Raw genomic sequence first — 22,096 nt, forward strand, 5'->3', positions numbered from 1 at the left:
GGCAGGCCGGCGCTCACGGCATCACTGCACGCCGGCGGCGCCCATGCCACGCAGCTCCTTCTTCAGCTCGGCGATCTCGTCGCGCAGCCGGGCGGCCAGCTCGAACTGCAGCTCCTTCGCCGCCTCGTGCATCTGGTCGTCGAGCTGGCGGATAAGCTGCGCGAGTTCGTGGGAGGGCAGGCCGGCGAGTTCGGCGGCGTACCGGCCGACGGCGCCCTCCCTGCCGGCGCGCGACTTCATCCCCGGAACCGGGGCCTTGCCGCGGGACTGCGATCGGCCGCCGCCGCCAATCAGCTCGCCGTCGGCCGACTGGCGAACCATGTCGTCGAGGATGTCGACGACCTTCTTGCGCAGGGGCTGGGGATCCAGCCCGCGCTCGGTGTTGTAGGCGATCTGCTTCTCGCGCCGCCGGTTCGTCTCGTCGATGGCGCGGCGCATCGACGKGGTGATCGCATCCGCGTACATGTGGACCTGCCCGGACACGTTACGGGCGGCCCGGCCGATCGTCTGGATCAGTGACTTGTCCGAGCGCAGGAAGCCCTCCTTGTCGGCGTCGAGGATGCTCACCAGCGACACCTCTGGCAGGTCGAGACCCTCGCGGAGCAGGTTGATCCCGACGAGCACGTCGAACTCGCCGCGGCGCAGCTCGGTGAGCAGCTCCACCCGGCGCAGGGTGTCCACCTCGCTGTGCAGGTACCGCACCCGGATGCCGAGTTCGAGCAGGTAGTCGGTGAGATCCTCGGCCATCTTCTTGGTCAGCGTGGTGACCAGGACCCGTTCGTCCCGCTCGGCGCGCAGCCGGATCTCGTGGACGAGATCGTCGATCTGCCCCTTCGTCGGCTTGAGCACGACCTCGGGGTCGAGCAGGCCGGTAGGCCGGATGATCTGCTCGACGACGCCGACGGACCGGCCCAGCTCGTAGGGGCCCGGGGTCGCCGACAGGTAGACCGTCTGGCCGATGCGCTCGAGGAACTCCTCCCACCGCAGCGGGCGGTTGTCCATGGCACTGGGCAGCCGGAACCCGTGCTCGACGAGGTTGCGCTTGCGGGACATGTCGCCCTCGTACATCCCGCCGATCTGCGGGACGGTGTTGTGCGACTCGTCGATCACCAACAGGAAGTCGTCGGGGAAGTAGTCGAGCAGGGTGTGCGGCGGGCTCCCGGCCTCGCGGCCGTCGATGTGCCGGGAGTAGTTCTCGATGCCCGAGCAGAACCCGACCTGGCGCATCATCTCGATGTCGTAGGTGGTGCGCATCCGCAGCCGCTGTGCCTCCAGCAGCCTGCCCTGCCGCTCCATGGTGGCCAGCCGCTCGGCGAGCTCCGCCTCGATGCCGGCGATCGCCCGCTCCATCCGCTCCGGCCCGGCGACGTAGTGCGTGGCCGGGAAGACGTAGATCTCCTCCGCCTCGCTGACGACCTCCCCGGTCAGTGGATGCAGGTAGGTGAGCCGCTCGATCTCGTCGCCGAACATCTCGACTCGGACGGCGAGCTCCTCGTAGACCGGGAAGATCTCCACCGTGTCCCCCCGGACCCGAAACGTCCCGCGGGTGAAGGCGAGGTCGTTGCGGGTGTACTGCACGTCAACGAAGCGGCGCAGCAGCAGGTCCCGCTCGATCTCGTCGCCGACCCTCAGCCGCACCATCCGGTCGATGTACTCCTGCGGTGTGCCGAGGCCGTAGATACAGCTGACGCTCGCGACCACGACGACGTCCCGACGGGTGAGCAGGTTCATCGTCGCCGAGTGCCGTAGCCGCTCCACCTCCTCGTTGATCGAGGAGTCCTTCTCGATGTAGGTGTCCGTCTGCGCGATGTACGCCTCGGGCTGGTAGTAGTCGTAGTACGAGACGAAGTACTCGACGGCGTTGTGCGGCAGCAGCTCCCGGAACTCGTTGGCGAGCTGCGCGGCGAGCGTCTTGTTCGGGGCCATCACCAACGTCGGCCGCTGCAGGCGCTCGACCAGCCACGCGGTGGTCGCGGACTTTCCGGTGCCGGTGGCGCCGAGGAGGACGACGTCGGACTCGCCGGCCCCGACCCGCCGGGCCAGCTCGTCGATGGCGGCAGGCTGGTCGCCCGACGGGGAGAAGTCGGACACGACCTGAAACGGCGCCCGCGTCCGCTCGATGTCGATGGTGGGCCGTTCGAACGTTGTGCTCACGGCTTCTAGCACACCACAGGCCTCCGACAGTTTCCGAATCTCGATGTTGCCGAACTTCGATGTTGCCGAACCTCGGCAACGAAATCGTCGGCAAAGTCGCGGACTCCCTGCGGTGTCTGCCGGGACGTTGACGGGCAGGCTATGCGTTGAGCATGTATGACACCCGGTCGTGACCGCGGCCCGGTGAAGGCGAAAGGAGCTCTGAGCGGACATGACCACCCACGACGCCACCCGACGGGGACATCTCCCGCCGATCACGGTGCGTCCGGGACTGGCTGTCTCGGTGGCGATCGTCACTGTCCTCCTCTCCGCGATCACGCTGCCGGCCACCGTGCCCGGCCGGCCCGGATTCGCCTACCTGTCCGGCGGTCTGATCGGGGCGGGCTTGCTCGTGGGCGTCCTGCTGGCCGCCGATCTGATGCGGGCCCGGTCGGCCCGTCGGTCGGGGGTGACCGTTCTCGGCATCACCCTCGGCGCCTTCGGAAGCCGGCTGGTCCTGGCCGGTGCGCCCGACCGCTCCGCGGGCGTGGCGGTCGCCCCTCACCCGACAACCCCTCACCCGGCCGCCCACCAGCCGGCACTCCACGGTATCGATCTCGCGCCGCCGCCCGTGGCGGCCCTCGATCCCACGCCGGGGACGGGCACCCAGGTCGGCACCCAGGTCGAGGCGCGGATCGCGCGGGCCGGCCTGCTCGTCACCGCTGCCGCCGGGGCCCTGCTTGTCGTGCTCGGTGCCCTGGCACCCGCCGGCACCTGGGAACTGGCCGGCGAGGTGGCCCTGTGGGTGGGTACCTTCGCGCTGCTGGTGACCCTCGTTGACGTCCTTCCCTCCCCGCGCAGCTCCGGCGGCCGGCTGATCGCAGCCCGGGTGGAGCGCCGCACTGGCAGTCGTGCGCGCGCCGAGCAGGCCGCGGCCCGCGCCGGCGTGATCACTGGCTGGTCACTGATCGCCGTCGGGTTGGTCGGGTCGTTCCTGGTCGGGTTCGTCGCGCTGTGGGCTGTCCTGCTGGGTTGGTTGGCGCTGGGCACCTCCCGGTTCGCCCAGGCGCAGCAGCGGACCTACGTCGCGCTGGAGGGTCTGACCGTCCGGGACGTGATGAGCCCGCCGCCGCCGCCGTTGTCCGCCTGGACGACCGTCGCAAGCGCGCTGGACGAGGTTGTACTGCCGTCGCGGAGGGCGGTGTTCGGAGTCGAGGACTTCGACGGATCCCTCGCCGGGGTGGCGCTGTTGCGTGACCTCGCCGCCGTGCCGATGGACGATCGAGGTCTCGCCCGGATCAACCGGGTCATGATTCCGCTGGAGATGGTTGCCACCGCCCGTCCGGACGAGCAGCTGACGGACGTCACCGGCCGGCTTCTGGAGCGGCCGKCCGCGGGCTGCGTCGCCGTCATTGGCGCCGCCCCGGATGACGGTCGCCTTCGCCTGATCGGAACGGTGGGCCCGGTGGAGCTGAAGCAGGCGGTGGAGACCGCCCCGCTGCGCGGGCGCGCCACCACGGTCCGCCCCGCCCATCCCGGCGGCTTCTGGCGCTGACCGCCCGCCGTGGCGGGCACCCGACTCCGCTGGAGATCATCTGTGTACGTGCCCCCCTGGGCTTGGGCCGCCTTCGTCGGCGTCCTGCTCACACTCCTGACCATCGACCTGCTGGCACATCGTCGGGCTCACGTCATCGGCTTTCGCGAGGCCGCGTGGTGGAGCGTTCTGTGGGTCTCGCTGGGCATCGGATTCGCCGGTGTCATCTGGGCCTGGCAGGGCCCGGGGCCCGCCGGCGAGTACGCCGCCGCGTGGCTGCTGGAAAAGAGCCTGTCCGTCGACAACCTCTTCGTCTTCGCGCTGATCTTCTCTTATTTCAAGGTGCCTCGCGCCTACCAGCACCGCGTCCTGTTCTACGGTGTGCTGGGAGCGCTTGTGCTCCGTTTCCTGTTCATTGCGGCCGGCATCGCGCTGCTCGAACGGTTCAGCTTTGTCATCTACGTCTTCGGGGCTTTTCTGCTCTACACGGCGGTCACGATGCTCCGGGGCGACGGCGTCGAGATGGATCCGGGCCGAAGCAGGGCGGTCGCGCTGCTTCGCAAGGTCATTCCGGTCACCGACGACTATCAGGGGCAGCGTTTCGTGTTTCGGCGTGCCGGGAAGCTGGTCGCCACGCCGCTACTGGCCGTCCTCGTCGTGATCGAGACCGCCGACGTCCTGTTCGCGTTCGACTCGGTGCCCGCCGCGCTCGGTGTGACCGACAAGGTGTTCCTGGTCTACACGAGCAACGCCCTGGCCATCCTGGGGCTGCGGTCGTTGTTCTTCCTGCTCTCCGGTCTGATGGAACGTTTCCACCACCTGGCGACGGGGCTCGCGTTCATCCTGGCCTTCATCGGCGTGAAGATGTTGCTCACCGACGTGTGGCACCCGCCGATCGCGCTGTCGCTCGGTGTCATTGTGGTGACATTGATCGTGGCCATCGTCTGGTCGCTGCGCACCACCCCGCCGGCCCCGCGGTCCGTGGCCGAGCCGGAGGGGGTAACCAAGCCGGRGGGGGTAGCCGAGCCGGGGGGYGTGGCCGAAGGCTCCCAGGAGGTGCCCCGATGACCGGTGGGCGGGTGGCGAACCGGGCCCGGTTCGCCACTTGCCCGGAAACATATCGAGGAATGGTGTCGCGACGCGCCGGGAACGAGGATGCCTGACAGTCCTGGCTCAGCGGTTATGCTGGCTCCGGCGGGTACTGCGGTACATTCGGTGCACATCCAGCCGCCGGAACGTATCTCTCTGACGTGGGCGAGGAGACGCGCGGGCGGGAATACTCGACGTTCCGGGACCGATCGTGTGTACTCGTTCGGTGTGAGTCGTGGTCCTTTCTTGCCGATTCTTCCCGAAATTTCGCAGCTCGTTGCGGGCGTACTAGCCGAAGGCGGATGATGCACAGGCTGTTGGCGGTCGTCGTTTCTCACGGGGGATCGACGTCTCTGTACCGGTTGCTGACCACACTGGATGCCATGGCGGAATGTCGGGTGTTTCTGGTAGAAAATGATGGGAAATCCCGACATGATGCGTTGCCGGACGGTGTGCGCGTGGTCCAGGGGCACGGGAACGTCGGATACGGCACCGCGGTGAACCTCGCTGTCCGCCGTGCCCTGGAGGACGGGCTGCGGCCGGAGTGGATCCTGGTGGTCAACAGTGACGTGACGGTCCCTGCCGACACCGCGACGATGATCCCGAAGCTRCTCGCCTGGGCCCCGTCGTCCGCCGACGTGGTCGGCTTCCCGATCCGCGGCACGGCGGGCGAGYGGGGACGGGCGAGTGCCGTCCTGCCGCGCCCGCGGACGAACGCCTACACGGCGGTACGGGGCGAGATCGCCGCGGTGGAGAGGTGGCCGGAACTGCGCTATCCGGTCGGCGCCTTCTTCGCCGTCCGCTCGGAGATTTTCCTACGGCTGGGCGGATTCGACCCGTCGTACTGGATGTACTACGAGGAGACGGATCTGTTCGCCCGGTTGCACGCCGCGGGTGGGCGCATCGTCTGGGCGGACGACGCCTGGCCGGTCGTTCATGTGGGCGGGGAGACCGTCGGGCGGTCCGGGCTGCTGTACGCCGAACTCGGCCGGTCGGCAGCCACCTATGCCCGGCGGCACCGTCACGACGTGGGCCGGTCGTGGACCGCGGTGCACGCGGCCCAGTTGACCGTCCTCGCCGCGCGCAAATTGGCCGTGGGCCGGTCGCACGACGCGTTGCGCGCGGTCCGGATCCTCTCCGGGCTGGTGAGCGGGCTGGCCCGGCCAGGCTGGGAGCCCGCGGTCAGCTCACGGTGGCACGCCGTCCCGGCCGAGACGCGGCTGCGTCTCGGCCATCTCCGCCCGGTCCCGCGGACGCCGCGGCAGCGGCAGGACGATCTGATCGATGATCTCGCCGACGGCTCCCCCGGCTCCTCTGGCCAGCGGACGTAGCGCCAGCATCACCTCGTGCCGGAGGGGGTCTCGGGGGAGTGAGCGTATCCGGTGGCGTGAGTGCGCGAGCTCGCCGCAGCCGGCCTCACCCCCACCGTCACCAGCCGCGGGCGCGCCATTCCGCCAGGTGCGGGCGTTCGGCGCCGAGGGTGGTGTCGTGTCCGTGGCCGGGGTAGATCCAGGTGGTGTCCGGCAGTGGGCCGAAGATCTTGCGTTCGAGATCGTCCATCAGCGTCGTGAAGGCCTGTTCGTCACCGAACGTGTTTCCAGGGCCGCCAGGGAACAGGCAGTCTCCGGTGAAGAGGTGGGGAGCGGCGGGATCGGCGTCGTAGAGCAGGGCGATGGATCCGGGTGTGTGCCCGACCAGGTGGATCACCCGAAGGGCCGCCGTCCCGACGGCGATCTCGTCCCCCTCGCGCACCTGCCGCGCGGTGGGCACCGGAATGGCCGGGGCGTCGTCCGGATGGGCGACCGTGCTGGCCCCGGTGGTGGTGACCACATCTGCGAGGGCCTGCACATGATCATCGTGCCGATGGYTGGTGACCACCGTTGCCAGCCCCGCGTCCCCGACAAGCCGCAGCAGCGTGTCGGCCTCGTTCGCCGCGTCGACGAGCAGCTGCTCCCCGGTGACCGGGCAGTGCAACAGGTAGGCGTTGTTGTTCATCGGGCCGACGGCGACCTTGGTGATCGTCAGGCCTGGCAGGGTCCGCACGTCGGCCGGACCGCCGACCGTGACTTTCCCGGTGTACTCGGTGTAGCCGGTGCGGCTGGTGTCGCCGCCGTTGGCGTCGCTCATGACGATCCTCTCCGGAGTGGATGGCGCGGATGGGACGGGAACAGGGGATAGCTGCCGGTCGTTACGGTCCGTCGGGTGGCACCGGGAGATCTGACGCCTCTGACGCCTCTGAGGTCTCTGCCGGATGCGACGGATTCGTCCGGCTGATGGTTAGGTGGCCGCCCCCGGAAAAGTGTCGGTCCTCATCCGTAGCATGGCCACACTCGCCCAGGTCCGGTCTTACTGAAGATCATGAGGGTTTGTCGATGGCCGATCGTCTTGTCGTGCGTGGCGCGCGTGAACACAATCTCCGTGACGTCGACCTCGACCTGCCCCGCGACGGGCTGATCGTCTTCACCGGTATGTCCGGGTCCGGCAAGTCCAGCCTCGCCTTCGACACAATCTTCGCCGAGGGGCAGCGGCGCTACGTGGAGTCGCTGTCGGCCTATGCGCGGCAGTTCCTCGGGCAGATGGACAAGCCCGACGTCGACTTCATCGAGGGGCTGTCTCCGGCCGTCTCCATCGATCAGAAGTCGACCTCGCGCAACCCGCGGTCCACCGTCGGCACGATCACCGAGGTCTACGACTACCTGCGGCTGCTCTTCGCCCGCGCCGGCCGTCCGCACTGCCCGAAGTGCGGGCGGCTGATCTCCCGGCAGACCCCGCAGCAGATCGTCGACCGGCTGCTGGAGTTGCCCGAAGGCACCCGCTTCCAGGTGCTGGCCCCGGTGGTGCGTGGCCGCAAGGGCGAGTACGTCGACCTGTTCGCCGAGCTGCAGAGCTCCGGGTTCGCACGGGCCCGCGTCGACGGCACGGTGGTGCCGCTCACCGATCCGCCGAAGCTGGAGAAGCAGCGCAAGCATACGATCGAGGTCGTCGTCGATCGGCTCGCGATCAAGTCGTCAGCGAAGCGGCGGCTCACCGACTCGGTGGAGACGGCCCTGAAGCTGGGCGGCGGGCTCGTCCTGGTTGACTTCGTCGACCGCGACGCCGACGATCCCGAGCGCGAGCGGATGTACTCCGAGCATCTGGCCTGCCTCTACGACGACCTCTCCTTTGAGGAGCTGGAGCCGCGGTCGTTCTCGTTCAACTCGCCGTACGGCGCCTGCCCCGAGTGCACCGGGATCGGGACCCGCAAGGAGGTCGACCCGGAGCTCGTCGTGCCCGACCCCACCCTGTCGCTGGCGCAGGGCGCGGTGGCCCCCTGGTCGGGCGGCCACAACAAGGAGTACTTCGAACGGTTGCTCACGGCCCTCGCCGAGGACCTCAGCTTCAGGATGGACACCCCGTGGGAGGGGCTGCCCGAGCGGGCCCGCAAGGCCGTGCTGTACGGCAGCGGCGACACCGAGATCCACGTCGGCTACACCAACCGCTACGGCCGCAAGCGTTCCTACCACACCTCCTTCGAGGGCGTGATCGGTTTCCTGGGCCGCCGGCACCGCGAGGCCGAGTCGGACAGCAGCCGGGAGCGGTACGAGGGCTACATGCGCGACATCCCCTGCCCGGCCTGCCGCGGCGCGCGGCTAAAGCCGGAGTCACTCGCGGTGACGCTGGGTGGCCGGTCGATCGCCGAGGTTTCGGGTCTGGCGATCGGCGAGTGCGCCGTGTTCCTGCGCGGGCTCGACCTCACCGAACGGGAGCGGACCATTGCCGGTCGGGTGCTCAAGGAGGTCGACGCGCGGCTGACATTCCTGCTGGACGTGGGGCTGGACTACCTCTCCCTCGACCGGGCCGCCGGCACCCTGGCGGGCGGCGAGGCACAGCGCATCCRGCTGGCCACCCAGATCGGTTCCGGGCTCGTCGGGGTGCTGTACGTGCTCGACGAGCCGTCGATCGGCCTGCACCAGCGGGACAACCGCCGGCTCATCCAGACCCTGCTGYGGCTGCGCGACCTGGGTAACACGCTCATCGTCGTCGAGCACGACGAGGACACGATTCGCGCCTCCGACTGGGTGGTCGACATCGGCCCCGGCGCCGGCGAGCACGGCGGTCGGGTCGTCGTCTCCGGGCCGGTCGAGAAGCTGCTCGCCAGCGAGGAGTCGATGACCGGCGCCTACCTGTCCGGGCGGCGGCGGATCCCGGTGCCCGACATCCGCCGGGTGCCGGCCAAGGGCCGGGCACTGACCGTGCACGGGGCCCGGCAGCACAACCTGCGCGACGTCACCGTGTCGTTCCCGCTGGGCTGTTTCGTGGCCGTCACCGGGGTGTCGGGCTCGGGGAAGTCCAMCCTCGTCAACGACATCCTCGCCGCCGTCCTGGCGAACAAGCTCAACGGCGCCCGGCAGGTGCCGGGCCGGCACCGCACTGTCAGCGGGCTCGACAATCTCGACAAGGCGGTCCGGGTCGACCAGTCCCCGATCGGACGCACGCCGCGGTCCAACCCCGCCACCTACACCGGCGTGTTCGACCACATCCGCCGGCTGTTCGCCGAGACGACCGAGGCGAAGGTCSGTGGCTATCTGCCGGGCCGGTTCTCGTTCAACGTCAAGGGCGGGCGGTGCGAGGCGTGTTCCGGTGACGGCACCCTCAAGATTGAGATGAACTTCCTGCCAGACGTGTACGTGCCGTGCGAGGTCTGCCACGGCGACCGGTACAACCGGGAGACGCTGGAGGTGCACTACAAGGGCAGGAACATCGCCGAGGTGCTCGACATGCCGATTGAGGAGGCGGCGGAGTTCTTCGCCGCGGTGCCGGCCATCGCCCGCCACCTGCGGACGCTGAACGACGTCGGCCTGGGGTACGTCCGGCTCGGCCAGTCGGCGCCGACCCTCTCCGGCGGCGAGGCGCAGCGGGTCAAGCTCGCCTCGGAGCTGCAGCGGCGCTCCACCGGCCGGACGGTCTACRTGCTCGACGAGCCGACGACCGGTCTGCACTTCGAGGACATCCGCAAGCTGCTCGGCGTGCTCGGCCGGCTGGTCGACGCCGGGAACACGGTCATCGTGATCGAGCACAACCTCGATGTCATCAAGACGGCGGACTGGATCATTGACCTGGGTCCGGAGGGGGGCACGGGAGGCGGCCGTGTCGTCGCGCAGGGGTCGCCCGAGGCCGTGGCTGCGGTCGAGGAGAGCCACACCGCGGTCTTCCTCCGGGAGATCCTCAGTGACCGGGTCGCCGAGGTGGGACCGCTCCCGCCCTCTCAGGTCCGCAGCAGGTCCGCGAGGACGGCGTCCAGCTCCTGTTCGGTGTGCTCCTGACCGGTCGGGACAAGCCGCTCGGTGCGGTCCAGGAAGCTGCGCAGCGACGACGCCGCGACCACTACCACGGACTGGCGGTCGCCGTGCACCAGGTCGAGCCGCACGCCGCGCCGATCCGCGTCGGGACCGATCCGGACGTCCCCGTCGCCCACCGCCGTCTCCAGGCCGGCGCGCAGGGTGTCGCGTGGTGCGACCCAGCTGCCCTGCGGCAGCGCGGGATGCTCCGGCCTGGACACCAGCGTCATGGACACGGCCAACGGGTCGCGGGCGCCCCAGCAGATCTGGAACACGGTGATCCGCCCACGGCTGGACGCGTCGTCCACGACGAACTCCGCCGTGACGTCCTTACCAAGCACGCGCTGGCTCCCTCGGTTCGCTTGCCCGATGTCTCGAGGGTCGCAGCCCTCCGCCCCGGACGCCAACGGGGGCCCCCGAAACAGCGGAAGGTGTGTAATCGGTCACGATGCTGCCGGGTGGCCGTCGCCGCTCGTCRCCCTACCGCCACCACCGGAGGGAACCCGCCGCCAAGCCCGCGCGCTATGCGTGATGAAATGGTTACGTGCAGGTGCTGCTTGCTCGGGATGAAGGTCGCCGTAGGCTCGGTTCATGGCTGATCCGGCGTCCTACCGGCCCGCGCCGGGCTCGATCCCCGAGACACCCGGTGTCTATCGTTTCCGTGACGAGCACGGTCGCGTGCTCTATGTCGGCAAGGCCAAGAACCTGCGGGCCCGGCTGGCCAACTACTTCGCCGAGTTGCACACCCTCCATCCGCGTACGCAGCACATGSTCTCCTCGGCGAGCTCGGTCGACTGGACCGTCGTCTCGACCGAGGTCGAGGCCCTCCAGCTCGAGTACACGTGGATCAAGCAGTTCGACCCGCGCTTCAACGTCCGCTACCGCGACGACAAGAGCTACCCGAGTCTCGCCGTGACCCTCCACGAGGAGTTCCCGCGCCTGCAGGTCATGCGGGGRCCCAAGCGCAAGGGCGTCCGGTACTTCGGCCCGTACGCGCATGCCYGGGCCATCCGGGAGACCCTCGATCTGCTCCTGCGGGTCTTCCCCGCCCGCACATGCTCGGGCGGGGTCTTCAAACGGGCCGCGCAGGTCGGACGGCCGTGCCTGCTCGGGTACATCGACCGGTGCTCGGCACCCTGCGTGGGACGGGTCGACGCGGCCACCCATCGGGAGATAGTCGAGGACTTCTGCGACTTCATGTCCGGGCAGACGGGCCGTTACCTGCGTCGGCTCGAACGGGAGATGCAGCAGGCGGCGCAGGCCCAGGAGTACGAACGCGCCGCGCGGCTGCGCGACGACATCGGCGCCCTGCGCCGTGCGGTTGAGAAGCAGGCCGTGGTCCTGCCCGACGGCACCGACGCCGACGTCATCGCCTTCGCCGAGGACGAGCTGGAGGCCGCCGTCGCGGTGTTCTACGTGCGTGGCGGGCGGGTACGCGGCCAGYGGGGCTGGGTCGTCGACAAGCTCGACGAGGTCACGACCGCGGACCTCGTCGAGCAGTTCCTCACCCAGGAGTACCTCGACGGCACGGGAGCGGCCTCGACCGGGACCGCCGGTTCGACGGTGCCCACGACCACCGCGGGATCCCAGGGGGAAGGCATCCCCCGCGAGATCCTGGTGCCCGCCCTGCCGCCCGATGTCGAGGCGGTCACCGAACTGCTCGGCGCGGCCCGGGGTAGCCGCGTCGAGGTCCGCGTGCCCCGCCGTGGGGACAAGCGCACCCTGCTCGAAACGGTGGAGCGCAACGCCAAGCAGGCGTTCGCGCTGCACCGGACGAAGCGGGCCAGTGACCTCACCGCCCGCAGCCGTGCCCTCGCCGAGCTTCAGGAGGCCCTGGAGCTGCCCRACGCGCCGCTGCGCATCGAGTGCTTCGACGTCTCGAACACCCAGGGCACGAACGTCGTGGCGAGCATGGTCGTGTTCGAGGACGGCCTGCCGCGCAAGTCCGAGTACCGCAGGTTCGCGATCCGCGGCATCGCCGGCCGGGAGGGTGCCGGCCGGGAGGGTGCCGGGGACGACGTGGCGAGCATGTACGAAACCATCCACCGGAGGTTCTCGCGCTACCTCGCCGAGCGGTCCCGCATCGCCGACATCGCCGACATCGCCGAGCTTGGCGACATCGCCGGCGCGCCGGGTGCCGCGCAGCCGATCGATCCGGGGACCGGGCGGCCGCGCCGGTTCGCCTACCCGCCGAACCTCGTCGTGGTGGACGGCGGGGCGCCCCAGGTGGCTGCGGCGGCCCGGGCGCTCGACGAGCTCGGCATCGACGCCGGCCCCGGCGGGGTGGCGCTGTGCGGGCTGGCGAAGCGGCTGGAGGAGGTCTGGCTGCCGGACACCGCGGACCCGGTCATCCTCCCGCGGACGTCCGAGGCGCTCTACCTGCTGCAACGGGTGCGCGACGAGGCGCACCGCTTCGCCATCGCCTACCACCGGCAGAAGCGGTCCACGGCCATGGTGGCCTCCGCCCTCGACGAGGTCCCCGGCCTGGGTGACACCCGGCGCAAGGCCCTGCTGCGCCACTTCGGTTCGGTGGCGAAGATACGGGMGGCGAGTGCCGAGCAGATCGCGCAGGTGTCCGGCATCGGCCCGCGGACGGCGGCGGCGATCGTCACCGCGCTGGCCCGGTCGGCGCCGGGCCGCGCCGACGCGCCCGCCCCCGTCGTCGACCCGCGCACCGGAGAGATTCTCGACACGGAGACCGTCTCATGACCACCCCGACCCTGGATCTGGCGATCATCACCGGGCTGTCCGGCGCCGGGCGCAGCACCGCGGCGAAGTGTCTGGAGGACCTGGGCTGGTTCGTCGTCGACAACCTTCCTCCGGAGCTGCTGTCCACCATGGCTGAGCTGGGCCGTCGTTCCGGTGGGGCAATCAGCCGCATCGCCGTCGTGGTGGACGTGCGGGGCCGGCCGTTTTTCTCTGACCTGCGCGCCGCGATCGCGGCGCTCGACGCGCGGGGCATGCATCCCCGGATGCTGTTCCTCGAGGCCAGCGACGACGCGCTGATCCGCCGGTTCGAGCACGTCCGCCGGCCGCATCCGCTGCAGCGCGACGAGCGGGTGGTCGACGGCATCGGCCGGGAACGGATTCTGCTCGCCGAGCTGCGCGGCGAGGCCGACCTGGTCCTCGACACCACCGACCTGAACGTCCACGAGTTGCGGTCGAAGATCGACGCCGCGTTCGGGCAGCCGAACGCCRACCGGCTCAACGCCACGGTGGTGTCGTTCGGGTACAAGTACGGACTTCCGCTGGATGCGGATCTCGTCGCCGACTGCCGGTTCCTGCCCAACCCGCACTGGGTGGAGGCGCTGCGCCCGTTCACCGGCCGCGATCCGCAGGTGCGCGACTATGTGCTGGCCCAGCCGGGAGCGCAGGACTTCCTCGACCAGTACTCGGCGCTGCTCCGCCTGGTCGGCGAGGGTTACGCCCGTGAGGGCAAGCGGTATCTCACGCTGGCCGTCGGGTGCACCGGCGGCAAGCACCGTAGCGTCGCGATCGCCGAGCAGCTCGGCATCCGGCTCGCCGCGGGCGGCGTGGGAGTCCGGGTGGTGCACCGTGACCTGGGACGGGAGTGAACCATCCGTGAACCTCAAGGGCGTAGCCGCGCGCTCCGACGGTCCGGACCGGGCACCGGCGGTCGTCGCCTTCGGCGGCGGCCACGGGCTCGCCGCCTCGCTCGCCGCGCTCCGGCAGATCACCTCGGCGCTTACCGCCGTGGTGACCGTCGGTGACGACGGTGGATCCTCCGGGCGGCTGCGCGCGGAGCTCGGCGCGCTCCCCATGGGCGATCTGCGAATGGCCCTGGCCGCGCTGGCCGGACCGGACGGATGGTCGACCACCTGGGCGGACGTGTTCCAGCACCGGTTCGGCGGCGACGGGCCGCTCGCCGGGCACGCGGTCGGCAACCTCGTGCTGACCGCGCTCGCCGAGCGCACCGGATCACCGGTGGCCGCGCTCGACTTGGCCGCCACCCTCCTCGGCGTGCGGGGGCGGGTGCTGCCGCTGTCGACCAGGGGCATCGATATCGTCGCCGACGTCGTGGGGCTGGATCCGGCGGCGCCCACCGCCGAGGTCGAGGTGCGCGGGCAGGCCGCGGTGGCCACGACCGGTGGACGGGTCGCGGGTGTCCGGCTGTCGCCGGCGGCACCGCCGGCCTGTCCGGAGGCGGTGACCGCGGCGGGCGCGGCCGACTGGATCATCCTTGGACCGGGATCGCACTACACGAGCATGCTGCCGCATCTGCTGGTTCCTGAGATGAACCGGGCGATCGCGACGTCCCGGGCGAACCGGGTGATGGTGTTGAACCTGACCGCCCAGCCGGGGGAGACCGAGGGATACACCCCCCAGGCCCATCTCCACTCCCTYGGCCGGCACGTTCCCGGCCTGCGGCTGGACGTGGTGATCGCCGATCCGACCGCCGTGCCCGACCCCGATCTGCTCGCCCGGGCSGCGGCGRACGTCGGTGCCCGGCTCCATCTGGCGCCGGTGCGGATCCCCGGCGCGCCCGTGCACGATCCGGTCCGGCTCGCCGCGGCCTTCCGTGCGGTGTTCGCGGGACTCCCGGAGGCGACCTGCCCGACGCCCGCGTCCCGGCGGCCGGTCACGCAGTACTCATCGTCCGGCGGACCGGTCCGCCGGACCCCATCCGGTGAAGCCAAGGAGTGATCGGTGTGGCGGCGATGACGGCCACCGTCAAGGACGAACTGAGCCGGCTGCGGGTCGCGAAGCCCTGTTGCCGGCGGGCCGAGATGGCGGCCCTGCTGCGCTTCGGTGGGGGGCTGCACATCGTCGGTGGTCGTATCGTGGTCGAGGCGGAACTCGATACTGGCGCGACCGCCCGCCGGTTGYGTCGTGAGGTCGCCGAGGTCTTCGGCTTCCCCTCGACGGTGGCCGTGCTGGCCGCCGGTGGGCTGCGCCGCTCGGTGCGCTACATCGTGCGCGTCGAGCGAGACGGCGAGCAGCTCGCGCGGTCCACCGGCCTGCTCGACCAGCGTGGCCGTCCGGTGCGCGGGCTGCCGCCGCAGGTGGTCACGGGCTCCGCCTGTGACGCCGCGGCGGCCTGGCGGGGCGCGTTCCTCGCCCACGGTTCGCTGACCGAGCCGGGTCGGTCCTGCTCGCTGGAGGTGACCTCGCCTGGTCCAGAGGCCGCGCTCGCCCTGGTCGGCGCGGCGCGTCGGCTGGGGGTCCWGGCCAAAAGCCGGGACGTGCGCGGCGTCGATCGCGTCGTCATCCGCGACGGCGACGCGATCGGCGCGCTGCTGACCAGGATCGGTGCGCACGACAGCCTGCTCGCCTGGGAGGAACGGCGGATGCGCCGGGAGGTCCGGGCGACCGCCAACCGGCTGGCGAACTTCGACGACGCCAACCTGCGCCGCTCCGCCCGGGCCGCGGTGGCCGCCGGCGCCCGGGTGCAGRCCGCGATGCGCATCCTCGGCGACGACGCCCCGGAGCACCTGCTGGCGGCCGGCCGGTTGCGCATCGAGCACGCGCAGGCCTCCCTGGAGGAGCTGGGCGCGCTCGCGGACCCGCCGCTGACCAAGGATGCGGTCGCCGGCCGGATCCGCCGGCTGCTGGCGCTCGCCGACAAGAGGGCCAACGCGCTCGGTATCCCCAACACCGAGGCGAGCGTCTCCCCGGATCTCCTTGAGAACGCCTGAGCAACAGCGGCCCAGGTCAGGCCCAGACATTTCATACCTGCAAGTCATACCCGCAAGTGGACTACTGGCCCAGTAGCACCATCGGGATCGGATGGCTCTTCGGGGCTCTTCGGGGTGGGACCCGCCCTGTGGGGCGCCCGCCTGGGCGGTTCGGCCGGCGTCAGCGCGGGTCCACGGGATCTGCCGGCCCCCGGCCCTGCGCGGAGGCGCACCGGCGGTGYGGCAGCGCAGCCATGTGATGGGATGTAGTTTCCGGGTGGGGCGTGCCCGCACCGTGTGAGGAGACCAACATCGCACGGTTCGGATTCCCGCCGATGATGTGCAAACTCGTTAGGCTCCTGCCTCGACAGCGCCACACGAACGACAGCGCCACACGAACGAGAACGTCACAACCGAACGACGACGTCGCGATGGAACGACGGCGTGACTATCGAAACGACGAGACAAGACGGTAGGGAGTCCTGGACGTGGCTACGCGGGTGGGTGTCAAYGGCTTCGGGCGAATCGGTCGTAACTTCTGGCGGGCGCTCGCGGCGAGCAACCGGAACGATCTCGAGATCGTCGCGGTCAACGACCTGACCGACAACAAGACTCTCGCGCATCTGCTCAAGTACGACACCACGCTGGGTACGCTTTCCGCTGCGGTCGGTGTCGTTGACGAGGGTATCCGCGTCGGTGATACCGTGATCAAGGTGCTGGCCGAGCGCGACCCGGCGGCGCTGCCCTGGGCCGATCTGGGCGTGGACGTCGTCATCGAGTCCACCGGCCGCTTCACCAAGGCGGCGGATGCGGGCAAGCACCTGCAGGCGGGTGCCAAGAAGGTCATCATCTCGGCGCCGGCCAAGGACGAGGACATCACTGTGGTGATAGGCGTGAACGACGACGCCTACGACCCGGCCAGGCACCACATCCTGTCCAACGCATCCTGCACGACGAACTGCGTCGCGCCGATGGCGAAGGTGCTCGACGAGGCCTTCGGTATCAGCCAGGGGCTGATGACCACCATCCACGCCTACACCAACGACCAGGTCATCCTGGACTTCCCGCACTCGGACCTGCGGCGGGCGCGGGCTGCGGCGCAGAACATCATCCCGACCACCACGGGTGCGGCGAAGGCCACCGCGCTGGTCCTGCCCCACCTCAAGGGCAAGCTCGACGGACTGGCGATGCGGGTGCCGGTCCTCGACGGCTCGGTCACCGACCTGGTGGCCACCCTGGACAAGAAGGCCAGCAAGGAAGAGGTCAACGCGGCGTYCAAAGCGGCGGCGGAGGGCCCGCTGAAGGGCTACCTTGTCTACACCGAGGACCCGATCGTCTCCTCTGACATCGTCAACACCCCGGCGTCCTGCACGTTTGACTCGCTGCTGACGATGTCCGCCGGCAATCAGGTGAAGGTCGTCGGCTGGTACGACAACGAGTGGGGCTACTCCAACCGGCTGGTCGACCTGACCGCGCTGGTCGCCGCGCGTCTCTAGGCCCGCGCGCCGCTGGTCGCCGCGCGCCGCTGGGCCCGCGCGCCGCCGGCAGGCGAAACCCGTCGGGCGGCGCCGGTCCTCCCCGGCCGTTCCTCCCGACCGGGCCGGAGAGGATCCTCTCCGGCTCTTCCTCGACAATTTCTCTCCCCAATGGAGTAACGAAGCGTGAGGACGATCGACGACCTGCAGGTCGCCGGGCACCGAGTGCTGGTCCGCAGTGACCTGAACGTGCCGCTGGATCGTTCCGGTGACACCCCGCGCATCACCGACGACGGCCGGGTCCGCGCCAGCGTCCCGACCATCTCCGCGCTGCTGGACCGGGGCGCCCGGGTGGTCGTGAGCTCGCACCTRGGCCGGCCGAAGGGCGAACCGGACCCGAAGTACTCCTTGGAGCCGGTGGCGGGTCGGCTCGCCGAGCTGCTGGGCCGGCCGGTGGCGTTCGCCGGCGACGGCAGCGGTGACATCGCCGGTGCGCATGCCCGCGAGGTGGTCGCCGGACTCGGGGACGGCGAGGTGGCCCTGCTGGAGAACCTGCGCTTCGCCGCCGGGGAGACCAGCAAGGACGCGGCGATCCGCSCGGCTTTCGCCGACGAGCTGTCGGCGCTCGCCGAGTTCTACGTCGGGGACGCCTTCGGCGCGGTCCACCGGGCCCATGCCAGCGTCGCCGACGTCCCGAAGCGGCTGCCGCACGCCGCGGGTCGGCTCGTGCTTACCGAGCTGGAAGTGCTCCGCCGGCTCAGCAGCGACCCGGCGCGTCCCTACAGTGTCGTGCTCGGCGGGTCCAAGGTGTCCGACAAGCTCGGCGTGATCCGCGCGCTGCTGCCCAAGGTCGACGCGTTGCTCGTCGGCGGGGGGATGTGCTTCACCTTCCTGGCGGCGCTCGGTCACGGGGTCGGCGGGTCGCTGCTGGAGACCGAGATGATCGAAACGTGCAAGGAGCTGCTCGCCGAGGGCGGGGAGCGGATCGTGCTGCCGACCGACGTCGTCGTCGCGGACAGGTTCGCCGCCGACGCGGACACCGCCGTCGTCGCGGCTGACGCCATCCCCGCCGGCTGGCTCGGGCTCGACATCGGCCCGGCGTCGACGGAGCTGTTCGCCGCGCGGCTGGCCGGAGCGGCCACGGTCTTCTGGAACGGGCCGATGGGCGTGTTCGAGCTCGCGCCGTTCGCCGCGGGCACCCGGGGGGTGGCCGAGGCGGTCGCCGCCGGCAAGGGGTTCTCCGTCGTGGGTGGCGGCGACTCCGCCGCGGCGGTCCGCACGCTCGGCATCCCGGAGGATGCCTTCAGTCACATCTCGACCGGCGGCGGCGCGAGCCTGGAATACCTGGAGGGCAAGACGCTGCCCGGGCTCGCGGCCCTCGATGTCTGATTTCCGCGGGACGTCCGGCCTCCGCGGGACGTCCGGCGTCCGCGGGACCTCCGGGGCCGGGGCCGGCTGATGGCCCTGCTGGGCCGGGGAAGATCTGAGCGAGGTTCCGACAGGGGATCCGGGAAGAACAGGGGATCCGGGAAGGACGAGGACGGCGTGGGCAAGGACAGGTCGGTGAAGGGCGCTGCCGGTTCAAAGGGCGCCGCCGGCGTCAAGGGCACCGGCCGACGGACGCTGGTAGCCGGCAACTGGAAGATGAACCTCAATCACCTCGAGGCGATCGCGCTGGTGCAGAAGATCGCCTTCGATCTCAAGCCCGCCGAGCTGGAGACCGTCGAGGTCGTCGTTCTCCCGCCGTTCACCGATCTGCGCAGCGTGCAGACCCTGGTGGACGGGGACAAGCTCGCCATCGCCTACGGCGGGCAGGACCTCTCCCCCTACGCGTCGGGTGCGCACACCGGTGACATCAGCGGGGCGATGCTGGCCAAGCTCGGCTGCGACTACGTCGTCGTCGGGCACTCCGAGCGCCGGGCCGACCACCACGAGGACGACGCGCTGGTGGCGGCCAAGGYGAAGGCGGCCTTCTCCGTGGGGCTCACCCCTATCCTGTGCGTGGGGGAGCCCGAGGAGATCCGGGCCGCCGGCACCCAGGTCGAGCACGTGCTGCGTCAGCTCGAGCGGTCGCTGGCTGGCATCACCGCCGAGCAGGCCGCGACGATCGTCATCGCCTACGAGCCGGTGTGGGCGATCGGCACTGGCCGCACCGCCTCCGCGCAGGACGCCCAGGACATGTGCGCGGCGGTCCGCGGCCAGCTGGCCAGTCAGTACGGCGATGAGATCGCCGCGGGGATCCGTGTCCTCTACGGCGGCTCGGTGAAGGCAGYGAACGCCGGCGAGCTGTTCACCATGCCGGACGTGGACGGCGGGCTGGTCGGCGGGGCGAGCCTGGTCGCCGAGGAGTTCGTCGGCGTCGTGCGCAGCGGGCCGCCGGCCTGACGGCGGACGCGTCCGTACACTCGCCTACCGCGCACTCGCCCTGYCGCCGGCCGTCCCGGTGCCGGACCACCGGACCAGGCGAAGCACTGTCGGTGAGAGCGGATACTGTTGCGTGGCGACGTGTCCGGCCCGCCCGATCCCCTCAAGGCGTGCCGGTTCCACCCACGTTGCTGGAAGGCCGAGGAGGTGTRTAGGACGGTGGAACCGCCCTTGTCGGAGGTTCGGCCTGGGCACCGAGCGGCCTGCCACTTCCCCGAGGAGCGGGAGCTGGTCTAGATGACGATCGGTCTGTCGATCGCCCTGATTGTCGCGAGTATTCTGATGATCATGCTTGTGCTGTTGCACCGAGCCAAGGGAGGCGGGCTGTCCACCCTGTTCGGCGGCGGCGTGTCCTCGTCGCTGGGTGGGTCCTCGGTCGTGGAGAAGAACCTCGACCGGTTGACCATCGCTGTTGGGATCATCTGGTTCACCTGCATCGTCGGTCTCGGTCTGCTGCTGAAGAATTGAACGCCCAGTTCGGCCCGCGCCCTGGTCCCGGCCGCGGGAGTGGTCGCGGCCGTGGAGGCCGGCTGCCTCGCCTCGTGTCCGTGCTCGCCACGATCCTGCTCGCCACGGTCCTGGCTGCCACGGTGACCGCCTGCAGCGGTGGCTCGGGGGACGGATCGCGTGRGCTCGCTGCCAGTCCCACCCCGGCGACGACCACCACGCCCCCTCCGTCCGGCAAGCCGGGCGGCACGCTGCGGATCGTCACCCAGTGGATGCCCAGTGGCGATCCGGGCTGGGCCGACCAGCCCGGCGAGCGGGCGGTCAGCCGGCTCGTGACCCGCCAGCTGTACAGCTATCCCTCCGACGAGGACACGACGAAGTCGACCATCCCGCGGCCGGACCTCGCCGTCGGCGCGCCGGTCGTCACCGAGAACGGGCTGGTCTACACGGTGCGGCTGCGTCCCGCGGCGCGCTGGGACACCCCCAACCAGCGCCGGATCACTGCCAACGACGTCGCCCGCGGCATCAAGCGACTGTGCACGCCCCCGAACCCGTCACCGCTGCGCGGCTACTTCACGGCGACCATCGTCGGATTCCGGGAGTTCTGTGCCCAGCTGGCGGCGACCCCGGTCGCCGACGCCGCGGCCTTCGTCGAGAGCAGCACCGTGGAGGGCATCGAGATCGTCGGCGACGACACGCTCGCGTTCCACCTACTGGCCCCGGTGAACGACTTCGTGGACGTGCTGGCGCTGCCGGCGGCCTCCCCGGTGCCGCTGGAGGCCCTGGCCTACCCGCCGGACTCGCTGGAGTACCTGCACAACCTGGTCTCGGCCGGGCCGTACCGGTTCACGGTCGCCCCCGGCGAGGGGTACCGGCTGTCGCGCAGCCCATCGTGGAGCGCGTCCTCGGACGGGATCCGCCGCGCCCTGCCCGACCATATAACGATCTTCGACGGCCTGAGTCCGGAGGCCATGCAGCAGGAGCTGGAGAGCGGCGACGCGGACATGTCGCTCGACGGGAAGATACCCGACAGCCGGGCCGTGGAGCTCGCCAGGGCGAACGACCCCCGTCTCGTGGTCGACGGGGTCGGGGTCACCCTGGCGCTCACCGTCGGGTTCAATGGGCCCTCCGCRGCCGCGCTGCGTGAGCTGTCGGTCCGCCGGGCGCTGCCCTACTGCATCGACCGGGTGAGCCTCGCGGCGGCGCTCGGCGGCCCCGAGTTCGCCGCTGCCGCCACCGGGTTGCTGCAGGAGACGATGACCGGCTACACCGACGCGGATCCCTTCCCGAGCCCGGCGGGACTCGGCGACGCGGCCCGTTGCCGGGAGGCGCTGAGCCATACCCCCGGCGGACCCGTCACGGCGCTGTCCCTGCTCACCACGGACAGCGCCACCGACGTGGCGGCCGCCGAAGCACTGCGGACCGCCTTCGCCCGTTCCGGTATCCGCCTCGACATCCGGATCCGGACCGGCGAGCGCTACCGTGCGGCAGCCGTCCACCCCACCGGGCAGTTCTGGGACCTGGCGCTCACTACTATCGCCCCGGACTGGTACGGCGACGCGGGCCGCACCGTCTTCCAGCCGTTGCTGGACGAGACGTGGGCCGGCCCCAGGCCGGCCGACGGCGGCTACCGGGATCCGGGCGCCCTGCATCTGCTCGCCACGGCGCTGCGGGCCACCAGCGAGGCGACCGCCGCGAGCAATTGGGCCGACCTGGAGCACACGCTGGTCGAGCAGGTCGCGGTGATCCCGCTGGCCGTCGTGCACACCCCGCAGTTCCACAGCACGAACGTCACCGCGTTCACGATCGTGCCGTCGATCGGCACCGCCGATCCGACCGCGGTCTCGCTGGGGTCCGGATGACAGCCGACCTGAACACGCTCCTCCCACCGGGGGTAACGCCAGGGGTAACCAGGCGGGGGTGGCCGGTGCATCCATGGGTGGCTCTCGCGGCCTACACTCCCTCCAGGACGTACCCGGAGGAACATCTGGGGAAAAGCGCCGGGAACGTCAGGTTTACGAAACCGGGTACGAGGTTTCG

16 protein-coding genes are annotated in these 22,096 nt (G+C 70.6%); 13 read left to right on the plus strand and 3 right to left on the minus strand.

Translation table 11 applies throughout. The annotated features are described in order from the left end of the window. Positions 1-21: 21 nt before the first annotated feature. Positions 22-2,154, minus strand: coding sequence for an excinuclease ABC subunit UvrB (gene uvrB, locus Manayef4_RS01565; RefSeq protein WP_070130435.1), 2,133 nt, complete (start codon positions 2,152-2,154; stop codon positions 22-24). Positions 2,155-2,365: 211 nt separating this feature from the next. On the opposite strand from uvrB, the gene Manayef4_RS01570 reads away from it, so the two are divergent. The 3 genes from Manayef4_RS01570 (at position 2,366) to Manayef4_RS01580 (ending at position 6,087) form a co-directional block, all read left to right on the plus strand. Then, positions 2,366-3,688, plus strand: coding sequence for a peptidase M50 (locus Manayef4_RS01570; protein ID WP_070130390.1), 1,323 nt, complete (start codon positions 2,366-2,368; stop codon positions 3,686-3,688). A gap of 42 nt (positions 3,689-3,730) precedes the next feature. After that, entirely contained in the window at positions 3,731-4,735 is a 1,005-nt protein-coding gene (locus Manayef4_RS01575; RefSeq protein ID WP_070130391.1) for a TerC family protein, read from the plus strand. 326 nt (positions 4,736-5,061) lie between these two features. Next, positions 5,062-6,087, plus strand: coding sequence for a glycosyltransferase family 2 protein (locus tag Manayef4_RS01580; RefSeq protein ID WP_254665411.1), 1,026 nt, complete (start codon positions 5,062-5,064; stop codon positions 6,085-6,087). 97 nt (positions 6,088-6,184) lie between these two features. Here Manayef4_RS01580 and Manayef4_RS01585 read toward each other — a convergent pair whose 3' ends face one another. Further along, positions 6,185-6,883, minus strand: coding sequence for an MBL fold metallo-hydrolase (locus tag Manayef4_RS01585; protein WP_070130393.1), 699 nt, complete (start codon positions 6,881-6,883; stop codon positions 6,185-6,187). A 245-nt stretch (positions 6,884-7,128) separates the two neighbouring features. Here Manayef4_RS01585 and uvrA point away from each other — a divergent pair, with 245 nt between their 5' ends. Continuing rightward, positions 7,129-10,059: an excinuclease ABC subunit UvrA gene (gene uvrA / locus Manayef4_RS01590; RefSeq protein WP_070130394.1), complete on the plus strand. Its 2,931-nt coding sequence runs from the start codon at positions 7,129-7,131 to the stop codon at positions 10,057-10,059. Here uvrA and Manayef4_RS01595 read toward each other — a convergent pair. After that, entirely contained in the window at positions 10,002-10,415 is a 414-nt protein-coding gene (locus tag Manayef4_RS01595; protein WP_011436071.1) for an SsgA family sporulation/cell division regulator, read from the minus strand. The two genes, uvrA and Manayef4_RS01595, sit on opposite strands and share 58 nt — an antisense overlap. 250 nt (positions 10,416-10,665) lie before the next feature. Here Manayef4_RS01595 and uvrC point away from each other — a divergent pair, with 250 nt between their 5' ends. From uvrC to Manayef4_RS01640, 9 genes are all read left to right on the plus strand, one after another. Beyond that, positions 10,666-12,783, plus strand: coding sequence for an excinuclease ABC subunit UvrC (uvrC, locus tag Manayef4_RS01600; protein ID WP_070130395.1), 2,118 nt, complete (start codon positions 10,666-10,668; stop codon positions 12,781-12,783). Next, positions 12,780-13,649, plus strand: coding sequence for an RNase adapter RapZ (gene rapZ / locus Manayef4_RS01605; RefSeq protein WP_070130396.1), 870 nt, complete (start codon positions 12,780-12,782; stop codon positions 13,647-13,649). Before uvrC ends, rapZ begins: the two co-directional genes overlap by 4 nt. Positions 13,650-13,656: 7 nt before the next feature. After that, positions 13,657-14,739 carry a uridine diphosphate-N-acetylglucosamine-binding protein YvcK gene (gene yvcK, locus Manayef4_RS01610; protein ID WP_070130397.1) on the plus strand — a complete coding sequence of 361 codons (1,083 nt, stop codon included), beginning with the start codon at positions 13,657-13,659 and terminating at the stop codon, positions 14,737-14,739. Between the two features lie 14 nt (positions 14,740-14,753). After that, entirely contained in the window at positions 14,754-15,731 is a 978-nt protein-coding gene (whiA, locus tag Manayef4_RS01615) for a DNA-binding protein WhiA (protein WP_175443295.1), read from the plus strand. A gap of 467 nt (positions 15,732-16,198) precedes the next feature. Next, positions 16,199-17,206 carry a type I glyceraldehyde-3-phosphate dehydrogenase gene (gene gap, locus Manayef4_RS01620; protein WP_070130398.1) on the plus strand — a complete coding sequence of 336 codons (1,008 nt, stop codon included), beginning with the start codon at positions 16,199-16,201 and terminating at the stop codon, positions 17,204-17,206. A gap of 165 nt (positions 17,207-17,371) precedes the next feature. Further along, positions 17,372-18,574: a phosphoglycerate kinase gene (locus Manayef4_RS01625; RefSeq protein ID WP_070130399.1), complete on the plus strand. Its 1,203-nt coding sequence runs from the start codon at positions 17,372-17,374 to the stop codon at positions 18,572-18,574. Positions 18,575-18,643: 69 nt separating this feature from the next. Then, entirely contained in the window at positions 18,644-19,570 is a 927-nt protein-coding gene (tpiA, locus tag Manayef4_RS01630; RefSeq protein WP_256388604.1) for a triose-phosphate isomerase, read from the plus strand. Positions 19,571-19,846: 276 nt separating this feature from the next. Next, complete coding sequence (secG, locus tag Manayef4_RS01635; protein ID WP_011436079.1) at positions 19,847-20,077, plus strand: preprotein translocase subunit SecG; 231 nt, start codon at positions 19,847-19,849, stop codon at positions 20,075-20,077. A 74-nt stretch (positions 20,078-20,151) separates the two neighbouring features. Next, on the plus strand, positions 20,152-21,918 hold the full coding sequence (locus Manayef4_RS01640) for an ABC transporter substrate-binding protein (protein WP_070130400.1): 1,767 nt from the start codon (positions 20,152-20,154) through the stop codon (positions 21,916-21,918). Positions 21,919-22,096: the final 178 nt, after the last annotated feature.

Source organism: Frankia sp. CgMI4, assembly GCF_001756285.1.
Taxonomy (GTDB): Bacteria; Actinomycetota; Actinomycetes; order Frankiales; family Frankiaceae; genus Frankia; species Frankia casuarinae.